We start from the raw sequence: 23,311 nt of genomic DNA, 5'->3' as shown, positions 1-23,311 counted from the left end.
GTATTTTATTTGACTCTATTTTTTCACTCAGTTCCGATATGAAAGTCTCATTTTTTGAAATTTCGGTAATTTTTTGAGAGATTGTTTCCTCGCAATATTTAATTGTCTCATTTAGTTCGTTAATTTCATAATTCTTTTCCTCTATGGCTTTGACAAGACTATTTAATTTTTCTCCCTGTTGAACTCTATCAACAGTAGTTTTTAATAAATAAGGATTGTTCCTTTTTATCCTTTCATTTATGTTTTTTCTAGTTCACACTCAAAATAATACCGTTCACCTTTTTCTAATTCATAAGGATCGTAAATAAATACATTATCAAGATCATTACCATTAGGATATTTTATTTCTCGTCCGTTATGATCAAGAACAGATTTAAAATATCCATAACGACTACCTGGGTTTACGGTTAGCACTCCAGATAATACAAGAGATGAAATTTGATTGTATTCAAGAATGTCCTTAATCAACTCACTATCAGGTTTTGCTAGTAGTTTATTAAATTCCTGTTCATCATTTTCAGTCATAGGCTATTCTATGGTAATTGCGTTTTTATGCTTACTAGCAACTAAGATTTGCTGTAACATTAACTTGACTATGGATATTGTCAGCGTTCAAGCATTATTACTGAAAGTATTTATACTATTTTTTACATTCATATAATATACAACTGTCTGTCTTCTTGGGCAACTATACGGTTAAAGGCTTAAAAAAAATTAATCTTTCCTTTGAGTTAACTCAAACTCGGAAATCTTCTTTAATCTCACCCAATTTTCCGTTAAAAACGCATAAACTAACGATTGGTTTAGGACTAAACTGGAAAGTCTTAACCATCAAACACAAGGAGAAAGCAGGAATGACCAAATATCTAGACACCGCCATTGAAGCTATTGTAGCCCGCGAAATCCTCGACTCACGGGGTAGACCTACCCTAGAAGCAGAAGTACATCTAGCTGGGGGTGCGATGGGATTAGCGCAAGTTCCTAGCGGTGCTTCTACAGGTACATTTGAAGCTCACGAACTGCGGGATGACGATAAAAGTCGTTATGGTGGTAAAGGAGTCCTCAAGGCGGTAAAAAATGCCAATGAGATATTAGCACCGAAATTATTAGGGTTGGATGCCCTCAACCAAGAACTGTTAGACAGAACCATGATTGCTACAGATGGTTCTCCTAACAAAGCTAATTTAGGCGCGAATGCTATTTTAGGAATTTCCTTAGCAGCAGCTAAAGCAGGTGCAGCAGCATTAGATATTCCCCTGTATCGCTACTTGGGTGGACCTTTAGCAAACTTGCTTCCTGTACCTTTGATGAACGTGATCAACGGTGGAGCGCACGCTGCCAATAATGTAGACTTTCAAGAGTTTATGATTGTTCCCATCGGTGCGCCTTCTTTTAAAGAAGCTTTGCGTTGGGGTGCGGAAGTTTTTGCAACTCTCAGCAAAGTTTTGGATGGTAAGGGTTTGCTCACTGGTGTGGGTGATGAAGGTGGTTTTGCACCTAATTTAGAATCTAACCAAGTGGCGTTAGAATTGCTGGTAGCAGCGATTGAAAAAGCTGGTTACAAACCCGGTGAACAAGTGGCTTTAGCTTTAGATGTGGCTGCTAGTGAGTTCTACAAAAATGGGCAATATGTTTATGATGGTAAACCCCATAGCCCTGTGGAGTTTATTGATTATTTAGGGCAGTTGGTGGATCAATATCCCATTGTTTCCATTGAAGATGGTTTACATGAGGAAGATTGGGCTAACTGGCAGTTATTAACTCAGAAAGTCGGTTCTAAGGTGCAGTTAGTTGGTGATGATTTATTTGTAACTAACGCCACCCGCTTACAAAAAGGCATCGAACAAAAAGCCGGTAACTCGATTTTGATTAAGTTAAATCAAATCGGTTCTCTCACTGAAACTTTGGAAACCATTGATTTAGCAACTCGCAACGGTTTCCGCTCAGTTATTAGCCATCGTTCCGGGGAAACGGAAGATACAACCATTGCAGACTTAGCCGTAGCTACTCGCGCAGGACAAATTAAAACCGGTTCTCTCTGTCGTAGTGAACGGGTTGCTAAATACAATCGCTTACTGAGAATTGAAGATGAATTAGGCGATCGCGCTATCTATGCAGGTAAAGTTGGTTTAGGACCCAAATAGGTTACAGGTTACAGGTTACAGGTGACAGTGAAGAAAGCAGGGGAAGCAGGGGAAGAATATTAAATTTTGCTTCCTGCCTCCTGTTACCTGTTACCTGTTATCTGTTCCCTGCCTCAACTAAAGAAGATTTTAAGACTGATAAGATGAATTTGATTTAGGTGTGATAGAAATTTGAAAACCTATTGTATTTAGTAATTCTAGGAAAGCATAAATTTCGGCACAATTGCTTTGTTTAAGGATGTTCTGAAGTTTCTCATATTGCTGTTTAGTTGAATCAGAAATATGATTCATTTTAGCATAAGCTTCTACTATATTAGATATGGCATTTTGCAGTAGTAATGGTTCATCACTTCCTGCTTCTAAAACTATTTCTAGATAACTTGCAGCTTCTTCAGAGTTTTTCAGAGATTCAATGAGAAATTCCTGATAGTTTCTACTGGTTGGTATTTTCACGTTTTTCATAGTCTAACCAATACTCCTTAGCTTTAGCAATATCTTGTTCTTGGGTGCTTTTATCTCCACCACAGAGAAGAAGTACAATTGTTGTTCCTAACTGTCCAAAATAAACTCGATATCCTGGACCATAATCAATTTTAAATTCAAATACACCTGCTCCTACTGAACGATAATCTCCCAGATTACCTAGTTTAACGCGATCTAGTCTTAATTGAATTTTTTGTCTTGCTTTCCTATCTCGTAGAGAATAATACCAATCTTCAAAAGGACTTTTGCCATCAATTTTCAGGTAGTTTTTAATCTCCCTGGCTTGTGCTTCCATTATTTTATGATAGTGGATTAACAGTTTAAGAATAAGACGATATTACTCTGAATTAAAATTACATTAGTCGGTACAAAGTGAAACCCAACAAAACTTGATAAATGTTGGGTTATCCCTTCTGTTCCCTGTTCCCTTCTTATGGATAAAACCCAACTTTGGGTAAACCCAAGGTTTCATCCCACCCCATCATAATGTTCATACATTGTATGGCTTGGCCAGCTTGTCCTTTGATCAAGTTGTCAATGGCTGACATGACGATCACGCGCCGGGTGCGGGGGTCAACTTCTATACCTATATAACAGGAGTTACTCCCACAAGCCCATTTAGTTTGGGGATATGTGCCACTATTACAGATTTTTACCCAAGGGGAATTACGGTAAAAAGCGGTGTAAATTGTAATTAAATCATCACGTACTAAACCGGGATCTCTGAGGGTGGCGTAAACGGTGGCTAATATTCCCCTCACCATTGGGATTAAATGAGGTGTAAATTGGACTGTAACCTCATGTCCGGCTAAATCACTGCAAATTTGCTCAATTTCTGGGGTATGACGGTGACGGGCGACGTTATACGCTGCTAGGGAGTTATCTGCTTCCGCTAACAACAGGTTAATTTTACCTTGTCTTCCTCCTCCAGATGTCCCAGATTTAGCATCAATTATCGCTGTTTCGGGAACTATTAAACCTTGTTTGAGAAGTGGGGCAAGTGCGAGTAAGCTGGCTGTGGGATAACAACCAGGACAACCGATGAGATTTGTTTCGGCAATGCGATCGCGGTATAATTCTGGTAAACCATAAACTGCTGTTTCCGCAATGGTGCGATCGCTTCTTTCTGTTCCATACCAAGTTGTATAAGTTTTTAAGTCACTGAAACGATAATCAGCACTCAAATCTAATACTTTACAGCCTTTTTCTATAAGTTTAGGAGCGATGTCACAGGCTAAACCGTTGGGTAAAGATAGAAATACTACTTCACATCTACTGGCAATAACTTCTGGATCTACCGCTTCAATGTTGAGTTGAACTACACTCCCCAAGTGGGGATAAAGATCCGTAAATGTTTTCCCGGCGCTGCTTTCGCCACCTAAATATACTATTTCTACTTCTGGATGATCCATCAGGAGTCTGACAAGTTGCACTCCGCCATAACCTGACGCGCCAACAATGCCTACTGGTACGCGCCTTAAATTACCCATGTTATGAAATCCTTATCCGCTTTTGGTTAATCTAATATAGCTATCATCAATCAGGTTGTTAGCCAATTGGTGATAACTGAATTATTATTGAACTTTCGCTGCATTGTATAGCAAATATTGTCTTTTGGAGAAGGCAGGAGGCAGGAGGCAGGAGGCAGGAGGTAAAACACCCTGACCTTATGGCTTGATAGCACGGTATGGTGTAAGCTGTATTTTAGTTATTCAGTAACCAAGGAGAAGATTATGAGAATTGGCGGAAAAAGATCAGAAAACTCTGAAAAAAAACCTCCTAGAATATACACTCTTGAAGAGTTTAATGCACAAGTAGACAATGATATTAAAGAGTTTCTTGCTAATCTTGAATACTGGGATTATTTACCAAATTTAAATGTAATGCGGCATAAAAAACATAATTATGATGTTGACTTCGATCAAATTATTGATGATGCTAGTTTATGTAATTGGATTATGCATATCAGAGGAAAACTGTGGATTGAAGAAGAAGCAATTTTAGAGTTTCTTGATTTTGCATCAATTTACCGAAACAGTAGTGAACGAAATTATCAATCGGAAAATGTTAAAAAGTATTTGTCAAATGATTATGAACTTTAACGAATCAAATTAATTGTAATTCCCAGAGATAAGCTAGTCCAGACTTTATCTGCTGTTAGCACAGGTAAATTCAAGCGTTTACCTAAAGCAAGACAAGCACGATCTCCTAATGATAATCCTGCACTTTTGGTCAAAGCCCGAAATTTAGCTATATTTATAGCATCTTCCTCGTTACAAGCCATAATTTCTAGACTATTTTCTAATAATCCTTCATTTCTCAATCGTTTAATAATTTCTTCTGGCGATTCTCCTAAATCAACAATTTTTGACAATACCTCTACCCAATTAATAATACTGATATAACACCCATCAATCAAGGCATTTTCTACAATTTCTGCTCCTGGTTCGTCTCTAAGATAAGCTAAAAAGGCAGAAGAATCTAACACAGATTTATTCACTTAAATACTCCTGTCTGCGTTCCTGAATAAGTTCATCTACCAAATTTCTATCAGGTGATTTATCTTTTAATAAACCTCTTAATTTTTTAACTTGTTGTTTGAGACTGATTAATTGCAGTGTTCCATTATCTTCAAGAGTTAAAATTAGTCTATCTCCAGATTCTAAATTAAGCATTTCTTGGATTTCTTGGGGTAAAGTTAACCGTCCTTCCGGTTCAATATCAACTGTATAGTGTTGAAGAATTGATGAATTAGCAAGTGTCATATCTTGATATTCCCTTGTTTCATAGCCATTTACATTTTAGCAAAACTCTAAAAGCTAAAACATCTCAACTTTCGCTATATTTTTAAATCCTATATTTAAAATTGAGATATTTTTAAAGATTGGTGTAATTCTACTAATGCCATTTCTTGTTTTAATTTAGCTGTTTGAGTAGCAATTTTGGCTTTTCTTTCTGTCGATAAATCTTGAGTAAGATTACTAAACTTTTTATATCCTGTCATATTCTATTTCCCGACTCACGCTCTATTATATTACTTTGATGTAATAAATCATAGCTGTAAACCAAAACAAAAACAAACTCGCTTGATTGTTCTAAATATCTGTATTACTTGTAATATTATTTACAGGGTTGCCATTGTCAGGCTGAATAGACAGAAATCATTATACAGAATCTCTAGTTTCGATAAACAGGCTACAATCTAAAATAAGAAATTGTTAAAAAAATTTACGTTGGTAGCTAGAATTTCCTGTGTCACAGTCCAATATTAACCAAACCTTTAAATTTGATCCTATTGATGCCGCTTTAGCTGACCTTAAAGCCGGTCGTTCTATTGTGGTGGTAGATGACGAAAACCGCGAAAATGAAGGTGATCTGATTTGTGCTGCTCAGTTTGCCACCCCGGATATGATTAATTTTATGGCGGTGGAAGCTAGGGGTTTGATCTGTTTAGCGATGACGGGCGATCGCCTGGATGAATTAGACTTACCATTAATGGTTACTAACATCACAGACACTAACCAAACCGCTTTTACCGTCAGCATTGATGCAGGTCCTCATCTGGGAGTCAGTACGGGTATTTCAGCAGAAGATAGAGCGCGTACCATTCAGGTAACTCTCAACCCTGCCACAAAACCCGAAGATTTGCGCCGTCCTGGGCATATTTTCCCGATTCGGGCTAAAGCTGGGGGTGTGCTAAAACGTGCAGGACACACAGAAGCGGCTGTAGACTTAGCCCGTTTAGCTGGATTATACCCGGCTGGGGTGATTTGTGAAATTCAAAATCCTGATGGTTCAATGGCAAGATTACAACAGCTAGTTGAATATGCCAAGGTCCATAAACTAAAAATTATCAGTATTGCCGATTTAATTAGTTATCGTCTGCAAAACGATCGCCTGATTTATCGAGAAATCGTCACTAAATTACCTACCCAGTTTGGACAATTTAATATTTACGGCTACCGTCACACTTTGGATAATACAGATCATGTGGCAATTGTCAAGGGTGATCCGGCAAATTTCGGTGATGAACCTGTAATGGTGCGGATGCACTCAGAATGTTTAACCGGTGATGCTTTGGGGTCTTTGCGCTGTGATTGCCGAATGCAGTTAAAAGCCGCATTAAAAATGATTGAAAATGCTGGTCAAGGTGTCGTTGTTTACCTGCGTCAAGAAGGAAGGGGTATAGGTTTGATTAACAAGCTAAAAGCCTATTCTTTGCAGGATATGGGACTGGATACGGTAGAAGCAAACGAGCGTTTAGGGTTTCCCGCAGATTTGCGAGATTACGGCATGGGGGCGCAAATTCTCATGGATTTAGGTGTAAAGAAAATTCGCCTTATTACTAATAATCCACGTAAAATTGCGGGTGTCAAGGGTTATGGTTTAGAAGTTGTAGATCGTGTTCCTTTGCTGATAGAATCTAATGATTTTAATTCCCGTTACCTAGCTACAAAAGCTAAGAAATTGGGACATATGTTGTTACAAACTTATCTGGTGACAGTAGCATTACACTGGGAAGATGAACCGGAATTGGTGACAACACGTTATGAGCGTTTAGAAAAATTACGTCATTTAGCAAAAGATAATCATTTACTATTACAAGAAGAAGCGCGACCATTAGGAATTGCGTTATTTGATCAACCATCATTAACTGTACATTTGGGATTTGATCAGGCAAATATTGCTGATGCTAATTGGTATCAACAAAAAGGACATCCTTACTTGCAAGCAATAGGGCAGATTTTGGATAATTTACTAGATTTACCCTATGTGCATAAGTTAGAATTTCTTATTTCTACTGGTAGTGATCCTTTGAGTAATTTACAAGTACAGTTAGATCGGCAGGTTTTTGGGACAGAAATTAAACCTTCGTCGTTAGGCGATCGCTTGGAGACACAACAGATTTATAGTTTTAGTAAATAAAATTTGTTGGATCTTCCAAATAGCTCGGGTTTCATCCCTAGAGCTATTGGTTTATTTTTGTTTATTATTTCTGTATGCTTGAGTAATCCCACAAATAAAAGTAGATTGTTGAACAATTTGCTATGAACTAGACATTATTCCGTAATAAAGTGTATAATTTATCCTGTTTATAACAATTTGTGGGTAAAGTGCAGATAAAGAATTAATCATAAAGTCATGCTTGTAGAATTTAGCGTAGAAAATTATCGTTCAATCCAGGAAAAGCAAACATTGAGTATGGTGGCTTCTGAAGATGAACCCATGCTAAATAGTCATACTTTTCCTATACCCAATAGTAATGATTTACGCTTAGTGACAAGTGCTGCTATTTATGGTCCTAATGCTTCAGGTAAAAGTAATCTACTCAAAGCCATACAAACACTGAAAAATCTTGTCATTAAATCAGCTAGTAGAATGCAAACTGGTGATAAATTACCTGTTGAACCATTTAGATTAAATAGTGAAACAGCAAAAAAGCCTAGTAATTTTCAAGTAATTTTTATTCGTGATGATATTCGTTACGAATATGGAGTTTCTTTAAATCGAGAACGAGTATTTGAAGAGTGGTTAATTGCTTATCCAAATGAAGTTCAACAAAACTGGTTTTCTCGTGAATATCTGCCAGATAATCCGAAATTTCAACCAGATGAAGGATATAAATGGTCTTTTGGTAAAGGATTAAAAGGGGAAAAAAAACGTATTCAAAGATTTGTTCGTTCTAATTCTTTATTTATATCTCATGCTGCACAAAATAATCATCCTCAATTAACAGAGGTATTTTATTTTTTTGAAAATGAAATAAATGTGATTTCTTTGACAGAACCTCAACTTAGAGAATTTAATTTTAGTATTAGAATGTGTGAAGAAGATGAGAAATTTCGTGAGCAGATTGTTAATTTGCTGAGTGAAGCTGATATTGGTATTTCAGATATAAGGTTTGAAAGTGAATTAATAAATAAAGGTGAATCAATAAATGATAATATAAAATTGTTGGTTCAAAATCTTTTGAGCGGAGAATTTGAAGATATAAAGGATCCTAATACTTTAGAACTACACTCCATGAAAGTGATAACTATACATAAAATGAATGATTCTAATAATGAAATAGAATTAGAAATACATGATGAATCTGCGGGAACCAAACGTTTATTCTATATAGCAGGATATTTATTATGCGTATTAGAATATGGAGAAGTATTAATAATAGATGAGTTAGATAAAAGCCTTCATCCAGTTCTTTCTAAAGCATTACTGAAAATGTTTAATGATCCAGAAATTAATAAAAATAATGCCCAATTAATCTTTACAACTCATGATACTACACTTTTAGATAGTGAAATATTCAGACCTGATCAAGTGTGGTTTACCGAAAAAGATAAAAGTATGACCAAACTATATCCATTACTAGATTTTCGACCTCGTGAAGATGAATCCTTACAAAAAGGTTATTTATTAGGTCGCTATGGTGCTATTCCTTTTATTAATGGGTTAAGGATATAAAAATATGCCAAGGGGAACATCTACCAATGATTTAAAAAGACGTTCAGCAAATCACAAATCTAGAAATTACTTGTTAATTGTAGTTGAAGGTGAAGAAACTGAATATAACTATTTTGACTCTCTGAAACGAGAACTTAAATTACCATTAACAACTACAATTAAAATAGCTCCCTCTGCTGGTGGTGATCCTTTGATGGTAGTCAATGAAGCTTATAAGCTATATCAAGAAAATCAGGAAAAAAGCAAAACAGGTAATACCATCAAATTTGATCAAGTTTTTTGTGTATTTGATGATGATAATAAACCAGAGAAATATAAAAAAGCTCTCACCACTGCAAAGAAATATAATTTTACTGCTATTACATCAATACCCTGTTTTGAATTTTGGTTTTTACTGCATTATTGCTACACTACCAGTCCATTTAGTAGTTATAAAGAATTATGTCCCAAATTAGAAGCAGAAATGAGAAAAGCTGGTATTCTCAAACAGGGTAAAAATTATGATAAAAGCGATAAATCACTATATGAAAAATTGCGCCGCAATCAAGAAACAGCAATCAATAATGCCATCAAATTAGAAAATAAACACCCTAATGAAGATGGGTGTACAAACCCATCCACAAAATTGCATATTTTAGTTCAGAAATTGCAAGATCAAAAAGAATTTAAATGAAATCAATTTTTAATTTTTACCTTTTCGCATTATTAAAACTCCTCAACTCCCGAAAAGAATGTAACTTATTAAAAAAATTCTCAAAATCAAAACTCAAAGGATCAACCTTACCATTAGCAATATCAACATCACGATGAGTAGTAATTCTCTCATCAGGAACTTGACTTTGAGCAATTAACCAAGCTAAAGAATTATATTGAACTTCAGTATAACCGCTATGTCCTTGAATATTTCTTTTTCCCCAACCATCAGGAGGAGTTTCTAAAGAAACATGATAAGCAAAATTATTTACAGAAGCAGGTAAATTTGGATTAGTTTGTACAGTTTCCTCCACACCATTAGCAGCTTTAAAAACTGAATTACCAGCACCAAAAGCCCTTTTATCAGGTGGTACTAAATAAATAACAGTCCCATCCAGAGTAATTAAAGCATGATAACTAGCTTGGACATTTTCATCAACATTATTATTTTGAAAAAAATTCACTGCACTAGAAGCAGAATTAGTCGTTTCATGTAAAACAATCAGTGGTTGATTATTGACAGGTACACCATTAACATCATGAGTAAATCTTTCACCATAGTTACTGGGGTGTACTTGAGCCGCAACCAAATTAGGTTTATATTCAGCAAAAGCAGCAGTCGTTATGTATTTACTAATAACTTGATTTTTTGGCTTTCTTTCTACAAAAGACCTAGATAAATCTGGTAAATTAGGTGAACTTGTTTGTTGTTTCTCTATTGTATTTTCTGACTGCAATAAGGCTTGTGGATATTGTTGCCACAGTGTAGGTTCTGGATTTGAAGTAATTGTATTATTTTGCAGTTTTCTTGCACCACCAATAAAAAGGGCTAAAATCAAAGTTGCCAGCATCAGAAAAATTAGTATTACTCTAGTCGCCCAGTCTCTAAATCTCATAAATTATAAATATTTGATAAACTAATTTAATAAAATAAACTTAACTTTCACTTAATCAGCCAATAATCTGGAATCCAAAATTTATGAATATTCATCAAAATTGCCCCTGGGAGAAAATTCTCAATATCATCTTCAAAAGAAGCTGTAGGAAAAGTTAACCCAAAGGATTCATTATTGTATATTACCCGCTCAAGTATTTGCTCAAAATTCCATTCTAATTCCTTGATATTAATACATGGTATGCCACACTCATCCTCATAATTATATTCTTCATCTATCATAAATTGTCCATATTTGATATCATAGCTGATCCATTCCAGACGTTCAAATTCATCAACTGGAATAATAGCAGCCACATCTTCCTCCCCTTTTACCAAGACGATGCGCTGTTTCTCCAACATTACATCATTGATGGTTGCCAATAATTTAACCCTAAATACATCTGTTTGTAAGCGGATAAAACCTGCTTCTTGATTTTTTAACATATTCTTTTCTGTAAACCCTGCCTAAAACATCAAAATCTTGGAAAATAGTAAATTAGGTTGCATCTTATCAGACTACACACAATTTTCTTTCATAAAATATGACACATTTATTTCTCCAACGCTTACATAGTCCAGAACTTCCTGTCATCGTCTTTGATGGTGCAATGGGAACTAACCTGCAAACCCAAAACCTCACTGCTGAAGATTTCGGCGGCGCACAGTATGAAGGTTGTAATGAATACCTGGTACATACTAAACCGGAAGCAGTTGCTAAAGTTCATCGTGACTTCCTCGCTGCGGGTGCGGATGTGATTGAAACTGATACCTTTGGTGGTACATCCATAGTTTTAGCAGAATACGACCTAGCAGACCAAGCCTATTATCTCAGTAAAAAAGCCGCAGAACTAGCTAAAAGTGTGGCTGCGGAATTTTCCACACCGGAAAAACCCCGCTTTGTCGCCGGTTCAATGGGTCCGACTACCAAACTTCCCACTTTAGGACATATTGATTTTGATACCATGAAAGCTGCTTTTGCTGAACAAGCAGAGGCTTTGCTTGATGGTGGTGTGGATTTATTCATCGTTGAAACTTGCCAAGATGTTCTGCAAATTAAAGCCGCATTAAACGGAGTTGAAGAAACTTTTGCTAAAAAAGGCGAAAGAAAACCGTTAATGGTTTCCGTGACAATGGAAAGCATGGGGACAATGTTGGTAGGTACGGAAATTGCTGCCGTTTTAACCATTTTAGAACCATACCCTATTGATATTCTCGGTTTAAACTGCGCCACTGGTCCAGACTTGATGAAACCACACATCAAGTATTTATCAGAACATTCACCCTTCGTAGTTTCCTGTATTCCCAATGCCGGTTTACCGGAAAATGTTGGTGGTCAAGCTCATTACAAACTCACACCAATAGAATTACGTATGGCGTTGATGCACTTTGTTGAAGATTTGGGTGTCCAAGTGATTGGGGGTTGCTGTGGGACACGACCAGCACACATTCAACAATTAGCGGAAATTGCCAAGGACTTAAAACCAAAACTTAGACAACCAAGTTTAGAACCTGCGGCAGCTTCAATTTATACCACTCAAAATTATGATCAAGATAATTCTTTCTTGATCGTCGGTGAACGTCTTAACGCTAGTGGTTCTAAAAAATGCCGTGACTTACTGAACGCTGAAGACTGGGATGGTTTGGTGTCCATGGCCAGAAGTCAGGTAAAAGAAGGCGCTCACATTTTAGATGTCAACGTTGACTATGTGGGACGTGACGGCGTGCGTGATATGCACGAGTTAGTTTCTCGCATTGTTAATAATGTTACTTTACCTTTAATGCTCGATTCCACCGAATGGGAAAAAATGGAAGCGGGGTTAAAAGTTGCCGGAGGTAAGTGTTTACTCAATTCTACCAACTATGAAGACGGCGAACCGCGATTTTTAAAGGTGTTGGAACTGGCGAAACAGTATGGTGCTGGTGTCGTCATTGGTACAATTGATGAAGATGGCATGGCACGGACAGCAGATAAGAAGTTTCAAATTGCCCAGCGTGCTTACCGGCAAGCTGTAGAATATGGTATACCTGCAACAGAAATATTCTTTGATACGTTAGCTTTACCAATTTCTACAGGGATTGAAGAAGACCGAGAAAACGGAAAAGCAACTATAGAGTCAATTCGCCGCATTCGTCAAGAATTACCTGGTTGTCATGTAATTTTGGGTGTATCTAATATATCCTTTGGTTTAAACCCAGCAGCGCGGATGGTGTTAAACTCAATGTTTTTACACGAAGCCATGAATGCTGGTATGGATGCAGCAATTGTTAGCGCGAGTAAAATTTTACCCTTGGCGAAAATTGAACCCCAACATCAAGAAGTTTGTCGGCAATTAATCTATGATGAACGCAAATTTGATGGTGATGTTTGCGTTTATGATCCTTTGGGAGAATTGACAACAATTTTTGCAGGAGTCAAAACCAAACGTAATACAGGCGTTGATGAAAGTCTACCAATTGAAGAACGTTTGAAACGTCATATTATTGACGGTGAAAGAATTGGTTTAGAAAAACAATTAGCTACAGCTTTAGAACAATATCCACCTTTGGAAATCATCAATACTTTTCTTTTAGATGGAATGAAAGTTGTGGGTGAATTGTTTGGTTCTGGACAAATGCAGCTACCTTTTGTATTACAATCAGCAGAAACCATGAAAGCGGCGGTTGCTTATTTAGAACCGTTCATGGAAAAATCGGAAGCGGGTAATAATGCTAAGGGAACTTTTGTGATTGCCACTGTTAAAGGTGATGTCCATGATATTGGTAAAAACTTGGTTGATATCATCTTATCTAACAATGGTTATAAGGTGATAAATTTGGGGATTAAACAACCAGTTGAAAATATCATTCAGGCTTATGAAGATCATAAACCTGATTGTATTGCCATGAGTGGTTTGTTAGTAAAATCTACCGCTTTCATGAAGGAGAATTTACAGGTTTTCAATGAAAAGGGAATTACTGTTCCGGTAATTTTAGGTGGTGCGGCGTTAACTCCTAAGTTTGTAAATGAAGATTGCCAAAATACCTATAAGGGTAAGGTTGTTTATGGCAAGGATGCTTTTTCTGATTTGACTTTTATGGATAAGTTAATGCCAGCAAAAGCTGCGGGTAATTGGGATGATTTAAAAGGGTTTTTGGATGAGGTAGGAAGTGAAGAATCTACCCATGAAGTTAAAGAAAAAGTTGCCAAATCTGTGAAGGTTGCTGCTGAACCAAGGGAGATAGATACAAGGCGTTCTGAAGCTGTTGATGTGAATATTGAACGCCCTAATCCTCCTTTTTGGGGAACGCAGTTATTACAACCTGATGATATTTCTTTGGAGGAATTATTCTGGTATTTAGATTTGCAAGCTTTGGTGGCTGGACAATGGCAATTTCGCAAGCCGAAAGAACAATCTAAGGAGGAATATCAAGAGTTTTTAAGTGAGAAGGTTTACCCGATGTTAGAAAGTTGGAAAGCGCGAATTATTGAGGAGAAGTTGCTGCATCCACAGGTGATTTATGGGTATTTTCCTTGTCAGTCTGAGGGAAATTCTCTACATATATATAATGTAGAAAATCAATCTCAACAAATTGCTAGTTTTGAGTTTCCTCGTCAGCGTTCTGGAAGAAGATATTGCATTGCAGATTTCTTTGCACCAAAGGAGTCGGGTATTATTGATGTTTTCCCGATGCAAGCGGTGACTGTGGGGGAAGTGGCTACGGAGTTTGCACAAAAGTTATTTGCTGATAATCAATACACTGATTATCTGTATTTTCATGGTATGGCGGTGCAGGTTGCGGAAGCTTTGGCGGAATGGACTCACGCTAGAATCCGCCGGGAGTTGGGTTTTGGTGATGCTGAACCGGATAATATTCGGGATATTTTGGCGCAGCGTTATCAAGGTTCTCGGTATAGTTTTGGCTATCCTGCTTGTCCGAATATTCAGGATCAGTTTAAGCAGTTGGAGTTGTTGGTTACTGACAGGATTAAGATGTACATGGATGAAAGTGAACAGTTATATCCTGAACAGTCTACGACGGCGATTATTGCTTATCATTCTGTAGCTAAGTATTTCACTGCTTAGGTTTTTGTCCCCCTTCGTTTTCGGATGGAGGGGGAGTTTATAAGTCAAAAGTTAAAAGTCAAAAGTCAAAAGTAGTGGTTTATGTTTTTGATTCTCACGCAAAGACGCAAAGGAAGAAAGATAAGAATAACAATGTGGTAAGTTATTTATATAAGTCAAAATCTATTTTCCAATAATGTCAGCAAGAGATTTATTTCATGAAGCAGTAAGAAATGCACTAGAAAAGGAAGATTGGATTATTACTAATGATCCTTTGGAAATTCAATTTGAGGAAGTAAAACTGAAAATTGATTTAGGTGCAGAAAGGTTAATAGCAGCAGAAAAAGCGGGTGAAAAGATTGCTGTAGAAATCAAAAGTTTTGCTACTAACTCACCAGTGAGTGATTTTCATACAGCATTAGGTCAGTTTCTTAATTATCAAATTGCACTTGAAGAAAAAGAACCTGAACGTTTACTATACTTGGCTGTTCCTGTAGATGTATACGAAACATTTTTTCAATCACGCCTTGCGCGTATTGCAGTACAACGTCATCAAGTTAAAATAGTAGTATATGATCCGATTATGGAGGTAATTGTCAAATGGCAACTTTAGAAAAGTATCGTCAATGTGTTCAAACTATTCTTAATAAACATGGTCAATTTAAACCTAACTATGAAGAAATAGATAATGAATTGATTTTTGATACTGTCCATGATCACTATCAGTTAATGTATGTGGGGTGGAATGGTTTAAAAAGGGTTTATCACAGTATCATTCATTTTGATATTAAAGATGGTAAAATCTGGATTCAGCAAAATATGACTGATGCAGATTTAGCTCAAGAATTGGAGAATATGGGAGTACCAAAAGAGGATATTGTGCTGGGTTTACAACCACCCTATAAACGCCCTTATACTGGTTATGGTGTGGCGTAATTTGGTTCAAATATATGAAAAATTCTGTAATAATTGGGTAGGCGATCGCTCCCCCACCCCATAACAAAATTATATCATTGTGGTTGATATACTCATTTACCTGATACCCGTCAGCAAAGAAATTTGCTAGATTTAATTCAGACAATTGTTTCCTATAAATTACCCCTTCTTAGTCCCCAGGAGTTAGCAAGAATGTTTACTATGAGTGATTTAAAGAACACCAGATATTATCAAGATGTACGTTATGAAGAGGCGTTAAATCTGGTAATGCGTCTACTTGAACGTCGGATAGGTGGAATTAACCAAAATTTACAGGTAAAAATTAATAAGTTATCTGTGGAAGATGTGGAAAATTTAGGTTTAGCGTTGTTGGATTTTACCAGTGTTAATGATTTGGTTATTTGGTTAAATAATCAAAATACTCAAGAGGGTTAAAATCAATGGTGGGTTAGGTTTTAGCTAACTCACCCTACAACAAAATCATATTATTTCTTCCTATAAATTACCCCTTCTTAATTCCCAGGAGATAGCAAGAATGTTTACTATGAGTGATTTAAAAAACACCAGATATTATCAAGATGTGCGTTATGAATCAGAATTAAATCTGGTAATGCGTCAGTTAGAACGTCGTCTAGGTGGAATTAATCAAGAATTACAGGTAAAAATCAATAAGTTATCTATGGAAGATTTGGAAAATTTAGGTTTAGCTTTGTTGGATTTTACCAGTGTTAATGATTTGGTTATTTGGTTAAATAATCAAAATTTTTCAGAGGGTTAAATATTCATGGTGGGTTACGCTCCTAACCCACCTGACAACTTTTAATTTAATTGTTTCATCATCACAGATTTATTCAGTTTTACCAATAAATTTTCTCTGTTATCCGTGCCTGGAGTGGTTCAATATTCCATATTTTATAACTTGTCGTAATTTAATGACTTTTATTTAAACACTATTAAACACAATAGTTTACACAAAATTACGATAAAACGTAATTTAGTAAATTTTGCAAATAAATATTGGAAATAATTTTCATCTAGCTTATTGACTTTTATTCCTAAAAGTTTTAAATTGATTTACCAGATTAGTTGAAAGTTATTTGCAAAAATACTGAGAAAAGTTACTAATGAATAGCCATAAAGTGAGTGTGACTAAAAAGGGCTTATTAGCTGCTAGTGGGGCATTTGCAGCCCTCGCTGGTTTAGTTAGCACCTTGGGCGGAATGCAAGAAGTTGTAGCTAACCCGAATCTCAACCAACAAGCACCACGCTTACTTGCCCAAAGAAGTTCCAAAACTTTAACAATAGTTTTTCCTACTCGAAAGGATGCACCTGATTTGCAAGAAAAGGCTAACAAGGTAGCCAAATTCTTGTCTAAAGAATTGGGAATGCCTGTAAGAGCGCAGTTAGCTGATGATACAGCCGCCGTGGAAGCTTTACGAGCAAACCGTGCTGATGTGGCTTTCTTGAGTAGTCGTCCAGCTTTGAAGGCTGAACAATTAGCAAATGCACGTTTGCACTTAGCGGAAGTTCGTGACAATTATTCCGGGAGATTTACTTACAACTCCATATTTGTTGTTCCCAAAAATAGCCCTCTGCAAACCAGAAATACAGCTAAAGCAACTCTGGAACAACTACGGGGTAAAAGAATGGCGTTTACTTCTCCTACTTCTGGTTCAGGTTTTATGTTCCCTGTGAGTGAGTTGGTGAAAAACGGTTTTGTACCTGATAAAGACCGTATGGAAGGGTTCTTTGGTCAAATTGCCTACGGCGGTAATTACAGTAAAGCTTTAGAAGCTGTAGTGCGTGGTCAAGCGGATGTGGGAGTAGTATCAGAATATGCCATGTACCCCCCTTATATTTCCAATGAAGATCGGGCTAAGTTACGTGTGCTGCATAAAATTTCTGGTGTTCCTGCTCACGGAGTTGTTTTTGATGATGATATTCGAGCAGATGTTCGGGAAAAAATCATTAACGCCCTACTGAAGTTAAATAGACCAGAAAATAACGAAATGCTCAAGAGCTTGTATAATTCTACAGAGTTAGTGAGAGTCGATCATAATCGTCATCTCAAACCTGTCCGCGAAGCTCTGAAAACTTTGGGAATGGAACCATAATTACAGCAGAAGTCAGGAGTCAGGAGTAAAACTGTCCTTGTACATAAGGTTCAATTGAGATTCTGTAGCTCATTGATTTGCAATATGCTGTGATTAGGGGTGAAGCACAATGCTAAACCCCTATAAAAATTTCTCCTTATATCCAATTAGCTATTATCAATTACCAGCGTGAAACAGATCGAATGTCATAATTTAGAAACGGCTTATACTGCATCTTTAAATCGTCCCATCCTCAACAATATTAATCTTGAGATTGCACAAGGTGAATTTGTAGTTTTGTTGGGTTTGAATGGTGCAGGTAAGTCTACTTTGTTGCGATCGCTGGTAGGTTTAGTACCATTGGAAAAAGGAGAAATTCACATTAGTGGTTTACAAATTACTCCTCAAACATTGCCGAAAATTCGCCAGGAAATTGGAATGTTGTTTCAAGGTGGAGGTTTAATTCGGCAATTATCAGCTATTGAAAATGTTTTGTGTGGTCGTTTGAGTGTGAGAACAACTAGACAAACTTTATTTGGTTTTCCTAAACGCGATCGCATTCTTGCCCAAGAATTATTAGGACAATTAGGTTTAAGGGAGCAAATGTATCAAAAAACAGGTCAACTAAGCGGTGGACAACAACAAAGAGTAGCGATCGCTCGTGCTTTAATTCAATCACCACAAATACTTTTAGCTGATGAACCTATCACCGGTTTAGATGTAGTTGCATCCCAACAAGTAATGCAAACTTTATCTCACCTCAACACAGATCAAGGCTTAACTATTATCACAGTATTACATGATTTAGGCATAGCCGCAGAATACGCTCACAGAGCTATAGTTTTAGATGCTGGTCGTGTAGTTTATGACGGAAAATGTGATAACTTGCAAGAAAAATTTTCTCATGTTATAAGTGTGTAAAAATCTAGATTCACCCCAATAACTTTATAATTAATGTTTAATTTTTGCTGATAACATTTTTGTTTTAATCCTGTAAATCCTTAAATCCTGGACATCATCTCGACTTACTTCGACTTCGCTCAGTACAAGTCGCTCGATAACCACCTAATTCTGACAAATTGCCCAATTAGCAACTTACATTATTATTGATTTTATTTTTATATTCTCCAATCAAAATTACGAGTCTTGCGAAAAAATGAAAAAATCCTTTAATTCTAAATTTATTCACCATTACTCTTGGCTAATTAATATAGTGCTTGTATTAGTAATGGTAGTAGCTTATATTTGGGCTTTGCAAGGTTTAAAAGTAGACTCTGCACTATTAAAAGATAGCTGGCCTTATATTATAGATTTTATTAGTCGCTTATTTCCACCAGATTGGAAAGTGGTAGATATAGCAATTAAAGGATTAATTGAAACCGTGCAAATGTCCTTATGGGGAACTTCTATTGGTGCTATTATTTCCTTACCAATTGCGATCGCCAGTGCTAATAATATCGCTCCATTATGGTTACGTTGGTTAGCAAATTTACTGCAAAATGCCGTTCGTTCTGTTCCCTCAATTATTCTCGGTTTAATATTTGTAGCAGCTACCGGTTTAGGCGCACCCGCAGGAACTTTAGCCTTATCCATTTACACAGTTGGTTATCTGGCTAAATTTTATCAACAAGCTATTGAAGCTGTAGATGCTCGTTCTTTAGAATCTTTACAGGTAATTGGTGCATCAAGAATTCAAGTAGTTCAATATGGAATAATACCCCAAGTTTTACCCTTGGGATTAGGCTATACTTTGTGGATGTTTGAGTACAATATCCGTGCTGCTTCCGTATTGGGTGTAGTAGGTGCTGGTGGAATAGGTTTTCAGTTAAAAAGTTATATAGATGGTTTTGAATACAACAAAGCTACAACCATGATGTTAGTGCTATTGGTAGTAGTAACAGTAATTGATGTTATTAGTAGTAAATTACGGCGTTATTTGGATTCAATGTAAAAATTAAGGTGAAAATTAAGGGAGCATCCCAATTTTGTAAAAACAAACCCAGTACCCATGAGAATCTACTAATTGTCTAGTAGCATTGAGATGGTGTTTACTCCGTTGGTATTCCCAGTAAATTATATGCAAAAATTAAATATTGGGGCAAAAATCAAAAAACAAATGAGTAAAAGAGGGTGGACTGAAGAAATGCTTGAATTAGTTTACTTAAATCCTGCCAAAACTGAACACACAAGAGATAGACGATATAATATAGATGGTACAAGGAAAGATGATCCTGCTACTGTATATTACCGTAGTGATGGTGCATATATCGTCTGCAATGATATTACAGGTGATGTAGTTCAAGTCAGTGATATTAATGATCCTAAATGGATTGAAAAACAATACTAAACAGTATCAATGAAATAGGAGTAAAAAATATGAAGTTAATTGACAAATATCAAGCAACGGGAATTATTAAAGCCGGAGAATTACTATTATCTCCTGCTGATGCGCTGGAGTTTATTAAAGAAATTGCAGAAAGGGAGATTTTAATATTAGGTGTAAATTTATGGTGTTATGTTGATAATCAAATTGCTGAAGATCCAGGTTCATTAGATTTAAGTGAAATTGATGATTATCAAGAAAGTGTGTCTATAGCTAAAAAGTTTATTAGTCAAAGTTTACCTGAAGGAACTGCTTTTGTTTCTTTTGTTTTAGATGAGTAATAAGATTGAAAAGTATCTTTAGTCAAAAGTCAGAATTATTTTGTCTTAATTAGGATATACAGGATAGAAAACGCAGATAAACGCAGATGAACGCGGATAATTTTTGTCTGATAGCGAAGCGTGGCGTAGCCATATCAGGATGTTCAGGATTTGAGGATGTACAGGATGTAATTGGTTGGTTTTTTGTTGGTGCTGAATGTTGTATGACTATGTTATAATAACAATAAATAAGTAAATCAAGATAAATCATGATTACTGGAATTAAACAAAAAGCAACTGTTGGTAAAAATGGCAAAATTGAATTACCTATAACTGAATTACCAGAGGGAACTATTGTAGAGGTAATTGTGCTATCATCTCCCCTACTTTCAAAGAAAAAAGTATTAACTGCTCGTGAGTTACTTGATTCGAGTGTGATAGGTTTATGGGAAGAAAGGGACGATATTACAGATAGTCTTGTTTACGCTCGTCAGTTACGTGAACAGTCCCAAAGGAGAGATTATGATTCTCCTAGATAGTGATATTGTTATTGATTTTCTGCGTAAATATCCACCTGCAATTATTTGGTTAAGTTCTTTAGGAGATGAAGAAATTGCTTTACCTGGTTATGTAGCGATGGAATTGATGCAAGGATGTAAAAATAAGGTTGTATTTGTCTGGATGATGGTAAATAAAATCATCCTGAATTTTTCACCAATAATTATTAAATTATATCCTGTAAATCCTTTAATCCTGGTTATCCTAATTCAGACAAAAATAATTCATAGATTATTCCTAGTTTAAGCTATAATAGATAAATACCTTTATTCCCACAGGAAATTATGACTACAGAATTACTTCAGAAAGTGATAGCAACAGTGGAAACTTTGCCAGTAGAAGAACAAAATACTATTCTTAAACGTTGGTTGTATGAGTTGGAGAAAATTAAGATTTCTCCATCAGATAAATCTCAGGTTAAGTTATCAGAATTACTGCTTTTACCTGAATTAGAAGAAAATGAAACATTATTTGAACGAAATGAAGATACAGGTAGAGATATTATATTATGACTTATTTATTAGATACTTGTGTTATTTCTGAATATGTCAAAAAACAACCTTGTGAAAGAGTTATTAACTGGATAGATGTACAAGAAGAAAGTAGTTTGTTTATTAGTATCATCACTATTGCGGAAATTAAAAAGGGAGTTGTGAGAATAGAAAAATCTCAACCTAGTCGCTATCAAAAATTGGAGAAATGGCTACAAAAACTTGAACAGAGATTTGCTAATCGAATTTTACCTTTAAACGAGAATATTCTTGATACTTGGGCAAAAATTTGTGGTAAATCTGAAGCAGAAGGTAAAAAACTACCAATTATGGATAGTTTGATTGCTGCAACTGCATCTGAAAATAATCTGATTATTGTTACTCGTAATATTAGTGATTTTGGTTTTTCGTCTGTTAATGTTTTTAGTCCTTGGGATTAATATATCAGCATTAATTAAGGGATGAATACAGATTTTTGTCTGATAGCGAAGCGTGGCGTAACCATATCAGGATGTCCAGGATTTGAGGATGTACAGGATGTAATTTTTTAGTTATTTGTTGATAGTGAATGTTGTATTTTTCTGGATGATGGTAAATAGTCTGAATCAGGATGTCCAGGATTTGAGGATGTACAGGATGTAATTGTTAATTTGTTTGTTGGTGGTTAATATTGTATTTGTATGAATGATGGTAAATAAAATTATCCCCAATTTTTCACTAACAATTATTAAATCACATCCTGTCAATCCTTTAATCCTGGTTATCCTGATTCTGACAAATTCATTACTAACTGATTACAAACCAATTCTTGATTATTGATTAATCTGTAATTTTCCTAGTTGAAGAAATAATGAACCACTCCAGACACAGAGGACGCAAAGAAGATTATAAACTGGGTTTAAGATTCCCGACTTCTTCTTTAGTAGACATCATCATGAGAACCTATGTTTAAAAGAACCACTATTTCTTCACCAGTTTCATCATCTTTTTCGATGGAGAAAATAATCCGACAGTCATATCCACAGGAACAAGCACGTAAACCATCAAATTCACCTTTTAACTGATGGGTAGCAAGGTTAGCAGCAAATAAATCTGTTTCCATTTGCTGTAATGTTTCCTCAATACGTGCTTGTAAATTCTGATCATGTTTGATGAATTTTCGCAAGGATCGCTTGAAGCGAGAAGTAAGAACTAGTTTTCTCATTATGTTTCATTAGTATTTAAGTAAGTTCTTAATTCAGTGATCGCTTCAGTTGCGGTTTGAGGTTTAAGATTACCAGTTCTAAATTCAGCTAGTGCTTCCTGTGATGAACTTGCTAATTCTTTTCGTCGCATATCAGCTATTCGACGTTGTAGGATACTAATTAGTAGTTCTTGTTGATCAAGTGGTAGGTCAGTCACTAGATTGAGAACTTCTTCAAATGTGTTAGTTTGTTGCATAAATGCTCTCAACTGAATTACTTTATTTATTTTAGTATTTCTCTTGTAGCTTTGCTAATAATGAAATATCGCACTCCCAACTTATCCCCAAACAGCGATCGCTTAACTCATTTCGCACATAAAAAGAGCGATCGCCTACTTTTTACTATCGCCTATTTTTCTTGATTTAGGGGAGAACGCAGATGAACGCAGATGAACGCGGATTATTTTGTCTGAATCAGGATGTCCAGGATTTGAGGATGTACAGGATGTAATTGCTTGGTTATTTGTTAATAGTGAATGTTGTATTTTTCTGGATGATGGTAAATAAAGTCATCCTGAATTTTTCACCAATAATCATTAAATTATATCCTGTAAATCCTTTAATCCTGGTTATCCTGATTCT

At 36.0% G+C, this 23,311-nt stretch carries 31 protein-coding genes; 20 read left to right on the top strand and 11 right to left on the bottom strand.

Translation table 11 applies throughout. The features are described from left to right. Positions 1–237: 237 nt before the first annotated feature. A complete protein-coding gene (locus tag IQ237_RS12170) occupies positions 238–525 on the bottom strand; it encodes a hypothetical protein (protein WP_194055456.1) in 288 nt (95 codons plus the stop codon). Between the two features lie 329 nt (positions 526–854). Here IQ237_RS12170 and eno point away from each other — a divergent pair, with 329 nt between their 5' ends. Continuing rightward, positions 855–2,144 carry a phosphopyruvate hydratase gene (gene eno, locus IQ237_RS12165; RefSeq protein WP_194055454.1) on the top strand — a complete coding sequence of 430 codons (1,290 nt, stop codon included), beginning with the start codon at positions 855–857 and terminating at the stop codon, positions 2,142–2,144. Between the two features lie 129 nt (positions 2,145–2,273). Here the strand turns inward: eno and IQ237_RS12160 are convergent, their stop codons facing one another. The 3 genes from IQ237_RS12160 to argC all read right to left on the bottom strand — a co-directional run bounded on the left by IQ237_RS12160 (position 2,274) and on the right by argC (position 4,117). Beyond that, positions 2,274–2,606 carry a transcriptional regulator gene (locus IQ237_RS12160; RefSeq protein WP_194055452.1) on the bottom strand — a complete coding sequence of 111 codons (333 nt, stop codon included), beginning with the start codon at positions 2,604–2,606 and terminating at the stop codon, positions 2,274–2,276. After that, positions 2,578–2,922 (bottom strand): type II toxin-antitoxin system RelE/ParE family toxin, encoded by a 345-nt coding sequence (locus IQ237_RS12155; protein ID WP_194055450.1) that lies wholly within the window; start codon positions 2,920–2,922, stop codon positions 2,578–2,580. The genes IQ237_RS12160 and IQ237_RS12155 overlap by 29 nt, the downstream gene beginning before the upstream one ends. 136 nt (positions 2,923–3,058) lie before the next feature. After that, the gene (gene argC, locus IQ237_RS12150; RefSeq protein ID WP_194055448.1) at positions 3,059–4,117 is read right to left on the bottom strand and encodes an N-acetyl-gamma-glutamyl-phosphate reductase; all 1,059 of its coding nucleotides are present in this window, start codon (positions 4,115–4,117) and stop codon (positions 3,059–3,061) included. A gap of 243 nt (positions 4,118–4,360) precedes the next feature. On the opposite strand from argC, the gene IQ237_RS12145 reads away from it, so the two are divergent. Next, entirely contained in the window at positions 4,361–4,729 is a 369-nt protein-coding gene (locus IQ237_RS12145; protein ID WP_194055446.1) for a hypothetical protein, read from the top strand. Here IQ237_RS12145 and IQ237_RS12140 read toward each other — a convergent pair. From IQ237_RS12140 to IQ237_RS12130, 3 genes are all read right to left on the bottom strand, one after another. Continuing rightward, on the bottom strand, positions 4,726–5,127 hold the full coding sequence (locus tag IQ237_RS12140) for a PIN domain-containing protein (protein ID WP_194055444.1): 402 nt from the start codon (positions 5,125–5,127) through the stop codon (positions 4,726–4,728). The two genes, IQ237_RS12145 and IQ237_RS12140, sit on opposite strands and share 4 nt — an antisense overlap. Beyond that, positions 5,120–5,392, bottom strand: a complete 273-nt coding sequence (locus IQ237_RS12135) for an AbrB/MazE/SpoVT family DNA-binding domain-containing protein (RefSeq protein WP_194055442.1) — start codon at positions 5,390–5,392, stop codon at positions 5,120–5,122. The genes IQ237_RS12140 and IQ237_RS12135 overlap by 8 nt, the downstream gene beginning before the upstream one ends. A 95-nt stretch (positions 5,393–5,487) precedes the next feature. Continuing rightward, positions 5,488–5,631, bottom strand: a complete 144-nt coding sequence (locus tag IQ237_RS12130) for a hypothetical protein (protein WP_194055440.1) — start codon at positions 5,629–5,631, stop codon at positions 5,488–5,490. A gap of 248 nt (positions 5,632–5,879) precedes the next feature. On the opposite strand from IQ237_RS12130, the gene ribBA reads away from it, so the two are divergent. The 3 genes from ribBA to IQ237_RS12115 all read left to right on the top strand — a co-directional run bounded on the left by ribBA (position 5,880) and on the right by IQ237_RS12115 (position 9,765). Then, on the top strand, positions 5,880–7,553 hold the full coding sequence (gene ribBA / locus IQ237_RS12125; RefSeq protein WP_194055439.1) for a bifunctional 3,4-dihydroxy-2-butanone-4-phosphate synthase/GTP cyclohydrolase II: 1,674 nt from the start codon (positions 5,880–5,882) through the stop codon (positions 7,551–7,553). 216 nt (positions 7,554–7,769) lie between these two features. Beyond that, positions 7,770–9,092, top strand: a complete 1,323-nt coding sequence (locus tag IQ237_RS12120) for an ATP/GTP-binding protein (RefSeq protein ID WP_194055437.1) — start codon at positions 7,770–7,772, stop codon at positions 9,090–9,092. 4 nt (positions 9,093–9,096) lie between these two features. Beyond that, positions 9,097–9,765, top strand: a complete 669-nt coding sequence (locus tag IQ237_RS12115) for an RloB family protein (protein ID WP_194055435.1) — start codon at positions 9,097–9,099, stop codon at positions 9,763–9,765. Between the two features lie 16 nt (positions 9,766–9,781). Here IQ237_RS12115 and IQ237_RS12110 read toward each other — a convergent pair whose 3' ends face one another. Together IQ237_RS12110 and IQ237_RS12105 are read right to left on the bottom strand one after the other, a co-directional pair. Beyond that, positions 9,782–10,681, bottom strand: coding sequence for an N-acetylmuramoyl-L-alanine amidase (locus IQ237_RS12110; RefSeq protein WP_194055433.1), 900 nt, complete (start codon positions 10,679–10,681; stop codon positions 9,782–9,784). A 47-nt stretch (positions 10,682–10,728) separates the two neighbouring features. Beyond that, complete coding sequence (locus tag IQ237_RS12105; protein ID WP_194055431.1) at positions 10,729–11,166, bottom strand: type II toxin-antitoxin system Phd/YefM family antitoxin; 438 nt, start codon at positions 11,164–11,166, stop codon at positions 10,729–10,731. 98 nt (positions 11,167–11,264) lie between these two features. On the opposite strand from IQ237_RS12105, the gene metH reads away from it, so the two are divergent. The 15 genes from metH to IQ237_RS12035 all read left to right on the top strand — a co-directional run bounded on the left by metH (position 11,265) and on the right by IQ237_RS12035 (position 21,926). Then, positions 11,265–14,786 carry a methionine synthase gene (gene metH / locus IQ237_RS12100; RefSeq protein WP_194055429.1) on the top strand — a complete coding sequence of 1,174 codons (3,522 nt, stop codon included), beginning with the start codon at positions 11,265–11,267 and terminating at the stop codon, positions 14,784–14,786. A 175-nt stretch (positions 14,787–14,961) separates the two neighbouring features. Further along, complete coding sequence (locus IQ237_RS12095) at positions 14,962–15,378, top strand: XisH family protein (protein WP_194055427.1); 417 nt, start codon at positions 14,962–14,964, stop codon at positions 15,376–15,378. Then, positions 15,366–15,701: a XisI protein gene (locus IQ237_RS12090; RefSeq protein ID WP_194055424.1), complete on the top strand. Its 336-nt coding sequence runs from the start codon at positions 15,366–15,368 to the stop codon at positions 15,699–15,701. The genes IQ237_RS12095 and IQ237_RS12090 overlap by 13 nt, the downstream gene beginning before the upstream one ends. A 201-nt stretch (positions 15,702–15,902) precedes the next feature. Then, on the top strand, positions 15,903–16,136 hold the full coding sequence (locus IQ237_RS12085; protein WP_228020125.1) for a DUF4351 domain-containing protein: 234 nt from the start codon (positions 15,903–15,905) through the stop codon (positions 16,134–16,136). A 109-nt stretch (positions 16,137–16,245) separates the two neighbouring features. Then, a complete protein-coding gene (locus IQ237_RS12080; RefSeq protein ID WP_228020088.1) occupies positions 16,246–16,479 on the top strand; it encodes a DUF4351 domain-containing protein in 234 nt (77 codons plus the stop codon). 361 nt (positions 16,480–16,840) lie between these two features. After that, the gene (locus tag IQ237_RS12075) at positions 16,841–17,815 is read left to right on the top strand and encodes a phosphate/phosphite/phosphonate ABC transporter substrate-binding protein (RefSeq protein WP_194055493.1); all 975 of its coding nucleotides are present in this window, start codon (positions 16,841–16,843) and stop codon (positions 17,813–17,815) included. 168 nt (positions 17,816–17,983) lie between these two features. After that, on the top strand, positions 17,984–18,715 hold the full coding sequence (locus IQ237_RS12070) for a phosphonate ABC transporter ATP-binding protein (protein ID WP_194055419.1): 732 nt from the start codon (positions 17,984–17,986) through the stop codon (positions 18,713–18,715). Positions 18,716–18,950: 235 nt separating this feature from the next. Further along, complete coding sequence (phnE, locus tag IQ237_RS12065; RefSeq protein ID WP_194055417.1) at positions 18,951–19,745, top strand: phosphonate ABC transporter, permease protein PhnE; 795 nt, start codon at positions 18,951–18,953, stop codon at positions 19,743–19,745. 126 nt (positions 19,746–19,871) lie between these two features. Continuing rightward, positions 19,872–20,141 carry a colicin E5-related ribonuclease gene (locus IQ237_RS12060; protein ID WP_194055415.1) on the top strand — a complete coding sequence of 90 codons (270 nt, stop codon included), beginning with the start codon at positions 19,872–19,874 and terminating at the stop codon, positions 20,139–20,141. A 29-nt stretch (positions 20,142–20,170) separates the two neighbouring features. Next, positions 20,171–20,458, top strand: a complete 288-nt coding sequence (locus tag IQ237_RS12055) for a hypothetical protein (RefSeq protein ID WP_194055498.1) — start codon at positions 20,171–20,173, stop codon at positions 20,456–20,458. Positions 20,459–20,544: 86 nt separating this feature from the next. After that, positions 20,545–20,676: a hypothetical protein gene (locus IQ237_RS26690; RefSeq protein WP_255512651.1), complete on the top strand. Its 132-nt coding sequence runs from the start codon at positions 20,545–20,547 to the stop codon at positions 20,674–20,676. Positions 20,677–20,706: 30 nt separating this feature from the next. Then, positions 20,707–20,976: a hypothetical protein gene (locus IQ237_RS12050; RefSeq protein WP_194055497.1), complete on the top strand. Its 270-nt coding sequence runs from the start codon at positions 20,707–20,709 to the stop codon at positions 20,974–20,976. Further along, positions 20,960–21,241 (top strand): type II toxin-antitoxin system VapC family toxin, encoded by a 282-nt coding sequence (locus tag IQ237_RS12045; RefSeq protein WP_194055413.1) that lies wholly within the window; start codon positions 20,960–20,962, stop codon positions 21,239–21,241. The genes IQ237_RS12050 and IQ237_RS12045 overlap by 17 nt, the downstream gene beginning before the upstream one ends. A 38-nt stretch (positions 21,242–21,279) precedes the next feature. Beyond that, the gene (locus IQ237_RS12040; protein WP_194055411.1) at positions 21,280–21,507 is read left to right on the top strand and encodes a hypothetical protein; all 228 of its coding nucleotides are present in this window, start codon (positions 21,280–21,282) and stop codon (positions 21,505–21,507) included. Beyond that, entirely contained in the window at positions 21,504–21,926 is a 423-nt protein-coding gene (locus IQ237_RS12035) for a type II toxin-antitoxin system VapC family toxin (protein ID WP_194055409.1), read from the top strand. Before IQ237_RS12040 ends, IQ237_RS12035 begins: the two co-directional genes overlap by 4 nt. 479 nt (positions 21,927–22,405) lie before the next feature. On the opposite strand, the gene IQ237_RS12030 is transcribed toward IQ237_RS12035, so the two are convergent. Continuing rightward, a complete protein-coding gene (locus tag IQ237_RS12030; protein WP_194055407.1) occupies positions 22,406–22,690 on the bottom strand; it encodes a type II toxin-antitoxin system mRNA interferase toxin, RelE/StbE family in 285 nt (94 codons plus the stop codon). Continuing rightward, entirely contained in the window at positions 22,690–22,926 is a 237-nt protein-coding gene (locus tag IQ237_RS12025) for a hypothetical protein (RefSeq protein WP_194055405.1), read from the bottom strand. Before IQ237_RS12025 ends, IQ237_RS12030 begins: the two co-directional genes overlap by 1 nt. Positions 22,927–23,311: the final 385 nt, after the last annotated feature.

The sequence above is a fragment of the Sphaerospermopsis sp. LEGE 08334 genome, assembly GCF_015207205.1.
Taxonomy (GTDB): Bacteria; Cyanobacteriota; Cyanobacteriia; order Cyanobacteriales; family Nostocaceae; genus Sphaerospermopsis.
The sequence above is the reverse complement of the archived record's forward strand: the minus strand, read 5'-3'. Positions and strand labels throughout refer to the sequence as shown.

Bases quoted from the DNA above. Each gene is read 5' to 3' on its own strand.
- IQ237_RS12170 (WP_194055456.1), bottom strand. From the start codon at position 525: ATGACTGAAAATGATGAACAGGAATTTAATAAACTACTAGCAAAACCT.
- eno (WP_194055454.1), top strand. From the start codon at position 855: ATGACCAAATATCTAGACACCGCCATTGAAGCTATTGTAGCCCGCGAA.
- IQ237_RS12160 (WP_194055452.1), bottom strand. From the start codon at position 2,606: ATGAAAAACGTGAAAATACCAACCAGTAGAAACTATCAGGAATTTCTC.
- IQ237_RS12155 (WP_194055450.1), bottom strand. From the start codon at position 2,922: ATGGAAGCACAAGCCAGGGAGATTAAAAACTACCTGAAAATTGATGGC.
- argC (WP_194055448.1), bottom strand. From the start codon at position 4,117: ATGGGTAATTTAAGGCGCGTACCAGTAGGCATTGTTGGCGCGTCAGGT.
- IQ237_RS12145 (WP_194055446.1), top strand. From the start codon at position 4,361: ATGAGAATTGGCGGAAAAAGATCAGAAAACTCTGAAAAAAAACCTCCT.
- IQ237_RS12135 (WP_194055442.1), bottom strand. From the start codon at position 5,392: ATGACACTTGCTAATTCATCAATTCTTCAACACTATACAGTTGATATT.
- IQ237_RS12130 (WP_194055440.1), bottom strand. From the start codon at position 5,631: ATGACAGGATATAAAAAGTTTAGTAATCTTACTCAAGATTTATCGACA.
- IQ237_RS12120 (WP_194055437.1), top strand. From the start codon at position 7,770: ATGCTTGTAGAATTTAGCGTAGAAAATTATCGTTCAATCCAGGAAAAG.
- IQ237_RS12115 (WP_194055435.1), top strand. From the start codon at position 9,097: ATGCCAAGGGGAACATCTACCAATGATTTAAAAAGACGTTCAGCAAAT.
- IQ237_RS12110 (WP_194055433.1), bottom strand. From the start codon at position 10,681: ATGAGATTTAGAGACTGGGCGACTAGAGTAATACTAATTTTTCTGATG.
- IQ237_RS12105 (WP_194055431.1), bottom strand. From the start codon at position 11,166: ATGTTAAAAAATCAAGAAGCAGGTTTTATCCGCTTACAAACAGATGTA.
- metH (WP_194055429.1), top strand. From the start codon at position 11,265: ATGACACATTTATTTCTCCAACGCTTACATAGTCCAGAACTTCCTGTC.
- IQ237_RS12095 (WP_194055427.1), top strand. From the start codon at position 14,962: ATGTCAGCAAGAGATTTATTTCATGAAGCAGTAAGAAATGCACTAGAA.
- IQ237_RS12090 (WP_194055424.1), top strand. From the start codon at position 15,366: ATGGCAACTTTAGAAAAGTATCGTCAATGTGTTCAAACTATTCTTAAT.
- IQ237_RS12085 (WP_228020125.1), top strand. From the start codon at position 15,903: ATGAGTGATTTAAAGAACACCAGATATTATCAAGATGTACGTTATGAA.
- IQ237_RS12080 (WP_228020088.1), top strand. From the start codon at position 16,246: ATGAGTGATTTAAAAAACACCAGATATTATCAAGATGTGCGTTATGAA.
- phnE (WP_194055417.1), top strand. From the start codon at position 18,951: ATGAAAAAATCCTTTAATTCTAAATTTATTCACCATTACTCTTGGCTA.
- IQ237_RS12060 (WP_194055415.1), top strand. From the start codon at position 19,872: ATGCAAAAATTAAATATTGGGGCAAAAATCAAAAAACAAATGAGTAAA.
- IQ237_RS12055 (WP_194055498.1), top strand. From the start codon at position 20,171: ATGAAGTTAATTGACAAATATCAAGCAACGGGAATTATTAAAGCCGGA.
- IQ237_RS26690 (WP_255512651.1), top strand. From the start codon at position 20,545: ATGAACGCGGATAATTTTTGTCTGATAGCGAAGCGTGGCGTAGCCATA.
- IQ237_RS12050 (WP_194055497.1), top strand. From the start codon at position 20,707: ATGATTACTGGAATTAAACAAAAAGCAACTGTTGGTAAAAATGGCAAA.
- IQ237_RS12045 (WP_194055413.1), top strand. From the start codon at position 20,960: ATGATTCTCCTAGATAGTGATATTGTTATTGATTTTCTGCGTAAATAT.
- IQ237_RS12040 (WP_194055411.1), top strand. From the start codon at position 21,280: ATGACTACAGAATTACTTCAGAAAGTGATAGCAACAGTGGAAACTTTG.
- IQ237_RS12035 (WP_194055409.1), top strand. From the start codon at position 21,504: ATGACTTATTTATTAGATACTTGTGTTATTTCTGAATATGTCAAAAAA.
- IQ237_RS12030 (WP_194055407.1), bottom strand. From the start codon at position 22,690: ATGAGAAAACTAGTTCTTACTTCTCGCTTCAAGCGATCCTTGCGAAAA.
- IQ237_RS12025 (WP_194055405.1), bottom strand. From the start codon at position 22,926: ATGCAACAAACTAACACATTTGAAGAAGTTCTCAATCTAGTGACTGAC.